The sequence below is a fragment of the Mitsuokella apri genome, from assembly GCF_051886055.1.
GTDB lineage: Bacteria > Bacillota > Negativicutes > Selenomonadales > Selenomonadaceae > Mitsuokella.
Window position 1 is genome coordinate 1 of sequence record NZ_JBJEXT010000004.1, and the last position, 3,784, is coordinate 3,784.

The window sequence follows — 3,784 nt, forward strand, 5'->3', positions numbered from 1 at the left end:
CCGCCATCGCCGCAGCAGCTCGTGTTGTCCAGGCAAACAGTCCCTATGCTGCCGTATCCGATGATCGGAATTACGGCACGACTTTGGGGACAGACTTCATGAAGTCCCCGGAATACCGCGCGATTCGTGAAGAGAACCGTGAAATTGCACAAGTGGTGCGGCATTGATTAAAGAGCAGCAGAGTTTCCGTTACACAAACAGCAACAGGCATCTCATTTTTGAGATGCCTGTTGCTGTTTCTTGCTGTATTTTATCGACGCCGTTCTTCTGGCTGTTGCGGAAAATAATTTATTTCTTTTCGCACACGTTTAAACGAAGGCAGGAGAATACGGTCATAACGGGTCATTAATGATTTAGAAAGATACTCTTTCCGTATTTCTGACATTTCTGGTGTTGTTCTTATAATTGCTGCCGATAAAAAAGCAACATTGATTTTGGGGACAATGCGCAAAATGGCTTCTTTCAGTCCCTGCGGAGGATTTTTATAAATCTCGTGGTAGAACAAGCGCTTCCCCTGATAACGATATGCGGACTTAACATTGTATTCCTGGTTGATGAAGGCCGTTTCATCAACCAGGATAGCAGCCATTTTCTCATCTTCCATGAGCGGGGTCAGAGCGGAACCGCAGTCATAGACAGGCGCAAAGCGAATATGATTTTCCTTGACAAGGAAGCCCCAGTTGTCAAGATGTCTGTCGTCGTTGCCAATCAAGGTATCTGCAACAAACATATCCCAGAATTGCGACTTGAAGGATTCTTTGTCCATCGTTGTCCCGAACGTCATATCATCGATGGTCTTCATGACAAATCCCAGTTCGCGTGGAAACTTGTCGTTACTGCTGGCAACTGCTCTGGCGAGCTTGCTGAATTCCATCAGAGAGTATCCATCCGTACAAAAATTTTCACAAGCAACAACAATCTTTCGTTTCCCTGTCTCCGTCTGGTAATCGCCCAGGAATGTGTTTTGTGCAGGAATGCCCAGCGTGCGGAAAATATGGCAGCCGATGTACTCGGAAAATTGGTTGTTCATATAGCTCAAGCCATTTTTCTTCTGCCTGACAGGATCGGGAAACTTCACCATATAGATTTTTCCGTCAATCTCATAGGCACGCTTTTGCTCCGAACCGCCAAAAAATGTATTTGGAATCTCTTTTTCATTGTTGAAATGAATCATTCCACCTGCCCCCAAAAGTATTCCTTGATGCGCTCGCCCTCTTCCGGGGCGAGTTCTTCGCTTTTCACTAAGTATTTGACTTCTCCTGTGATGTTGATGACTGCCAAAGCGTAATGGAGCTTGTCATTTTTCTCCAGCGCTTCATACGCCTGTTCCATGTATTCCGGAAGGAAATCGGTATATTTTTTCGGATCAAATGGTCGTTCCAAGATGACGCACCTCCATTTCTTCTTTAGTATAGCATAGGATGTAGCAGTTGTCTGTGGCGAGTTTCTTACCCATCAATCAGGTGCTTGTTCCTGAGGCCGTGGATCGACTCCGCCATCGTCTGCATTCCCTCGTCACGATGCATGTAGTCCTGGACACGGAATCCCTGGCTGCTGCGGATGACGTTCTTGGTGCTGTCCGTTGAGAGCAGCACTTCAAAAGCGGCTACACGCCCGCCGTTTCGAGAGGGAAGGAGTTTCTGCGCGGCGATGGCGAGGAAGGAATTGGCCAGCTCGTTGCGGATCTCCTGGTGACGCGTGGCGGGGAAATACTGGACGAGACGATCGATTGCTTCCACCACATTGGCGGAATGCAGCGTCGTGAAGACCAGATGTCCTGTTTCTGCGGCAGCTAATGCTGTAGTGATGGTTTCGGCATCACGCATCTCACCAATCAGGATGACGTCGGGATCCTGACGGAGGGATGAGCGTAGACCTTCTAAAAAACTGATGCAGTCGCGTCCGACTTCCCGTTGCGAGATGACGGCGCGCTTCATCTGGAATTGGTATTCGATGGGCTGCTCAATCGTAATGATGTGTACGGGTGAGTCAGCATTGATGGCATCCAGGAGCGCGGCAAGCGTGGTTGTCTTGCCGCTGCCTGTCGGCCCGGTGATAATGACCATGCCGTGCTTGCAATGGCGTATATCCTGTAGCGGCCCGGGGATGCGCAGTTCTTGCATGGACGGGATGCGGTTTTGGATAAGACGGAAGGCCAGGGCCATCCCGTTGGCGTCGCGAAATGCATTGACGCGGCAGCGAATGGCACGACCGTCCTTACTCCAAAATTGATACCCTGCGTCTGTGCTGCCCGTATCCTGCAACTCTTTCTGCTGTGCCTCGCTCAGAAGTGTCTTCATGATAAAGGCGCGAATGTCTTCTCCTGCCAGTGGGGCAGTGCAGCATTCCGTGAGTGTTTCCAACTGGCCGTCACGACGTATGACAGGGAGGATTCCGCTGCAAATGTGCAGATCCGAACCGTGCCTTTCATATGTCTGCTGTAACAATTTATCCATATAGTCTTTTGCCGACATGACTGTTCACCTCATAATTGTTTACATCATCTTCGATGTATCGTTCTTCAAGTCCTCGCGTTCACTCTCACTCAGCAGTGACCAGTCATCCGGGAAGTCCTTTTTGCTCTTGGCAACCAGAACCGCACAATCTGTATTGCCCGCCATGGCGGCGGCAATCATATGCGGCGGTTCCATGTATCCCATAGCTGGCGTCGCTCCCGTTGCCCGGTAGAGTGTCTGATTTCGATCCCGATAGGACTGATGGCGTGCTGCATCTGCCTGCGCTTTTGCTTCGGTGATGGCAGCAGCAATGATCTGATGCTCTTGCTGGACTTTTTGATAGGCCATAGCCTGCGGTGCATTCTTGCGCAGGATGCCCGCGCAGATTTCCTGAATCTTCGCCTGTGCTTCCATCGATGCGCAGGAAGATTCCAGGCAGCTGCGCCATTCCTGTAGCTTCTTTTGCTGCGCCGTGCTTTCCTCCGGAGAAAGTTTACCGGCTGCTGTTTTCTTGGCAAACTCACGCTCGTCGGCCCGCAGTTTCTTGAATTCTCCCTTGGTATAGACATTCTCCGCCATCGCTTTGGCACGTGCCGGAGAAATGACATGCTTGGCAAGCTGGCGCATTTCTGCACGAACCTTATGTTCTTTGGCATAGAGTTCCTTCAAAGACAGATCCATGTAATCCGCAACAGCTCCAGCAGTATAAGACGGAGACTGTCGCAGGGAATCCGTCAACCGCTTGTATCGGTCTTGCAAATTGGCCAATTCTTTTTCCTGCTGCTGGATCAGACTGTCAATTTTCGCCTTAGTCAATCGGGCGTCAAAGAGAAGATTGCCAGCGTGGCGCATGATATCCCGCTTGGTGTGTGCCTCATTCAAGCGGGAAAATATCCCACGGATAGTTGGGACTTGCTGACGCATAGCCTGACGGATCTTCGAAGTTTCGCGGTTGATGGCAGCGCGCAGCTCTTGCAGTTGAGCAGGCTCCGGAAAGGCATCTTCCTGGATGCTGCTGTAGAAATCCTGCCAATGTTTCAGCTCCTGTCCGGCTGCCTTGAACGTCTGCCAGGCTTCACGCTCATCCTCTGTCATGAACGCCAGCATGGATGATTCCGTTGCTGCTGCTGCCCAGATGGAAGCATCAAATGCCGCCTGGAGGGCATCTTGCTGACTCTGGATTTTTTGCAGCGTGCCAGCGAGCGCGGCTTTCTCGTCTTGGTTCAGCATCCCATCGAGCTGCTTTGTGTTGGCTTCCAGCTCGTGTATGCGTTTCATCAGCTTGTCGCGACGCATTCCATCCATCAGGAATGTCTTCGCGACAATAT

General features: G+C 50.8%; 4 protein-coding genes. All 4 read right to left on the reverse strand.

The window, feature by feature from the left end; translation table 11 throughout:
• Positions 1 to 250: 250 nt before the first annotated feature.
• Complete coding sequence (locus ACI4OH_RS00250) at positions 251 to 1,174, reverse strand: HipA domain-containing protein (protein WP_439783910.1); 924 nt, start codon at positions 1,172 to 1,174, stop codon at positions 251 to 253.
• Positions 1,171 to 1,383 (reverse strand): hypothetical protein, encoded by a 213-nt coding sequence (locus ACI4OH_RS00255; RefSeq protein ID WP_303104972.1) that lies wholly within the window; start codon positions 1,381 to 1,383, stop codon positions 1,171 to 1,173. Before ACI4OH_RS00255 ends, ACI4OH_RS00250 begins: the two co-directional genes overlap by 4 nt.
• Positions 1,384 to 1,448: 65 nt before the next feature.
• Positions 1,449 to 2,474: a type IV pilus twitching motility protein PilT gene (locus ACI4OH_RS00260; protein ID WP_439783911.1), complete on the reverse strand. Its 1,026-nt coding sequence runs from the start codon at positions 2,472 to 2,474 to the stop codon at positions 1,449 to 1,451.
• A gap of 21 nt (positions 2,475 to 2,495) precedes the next feature.
• A partial coding sequence (locus ACI4OH_RS00265) for a hypothetical protein (protein WP_439783912.1) occupies positions 2,496 to 3,784 on the reverse strand: 1,289 nt, incomplete at its 5' end.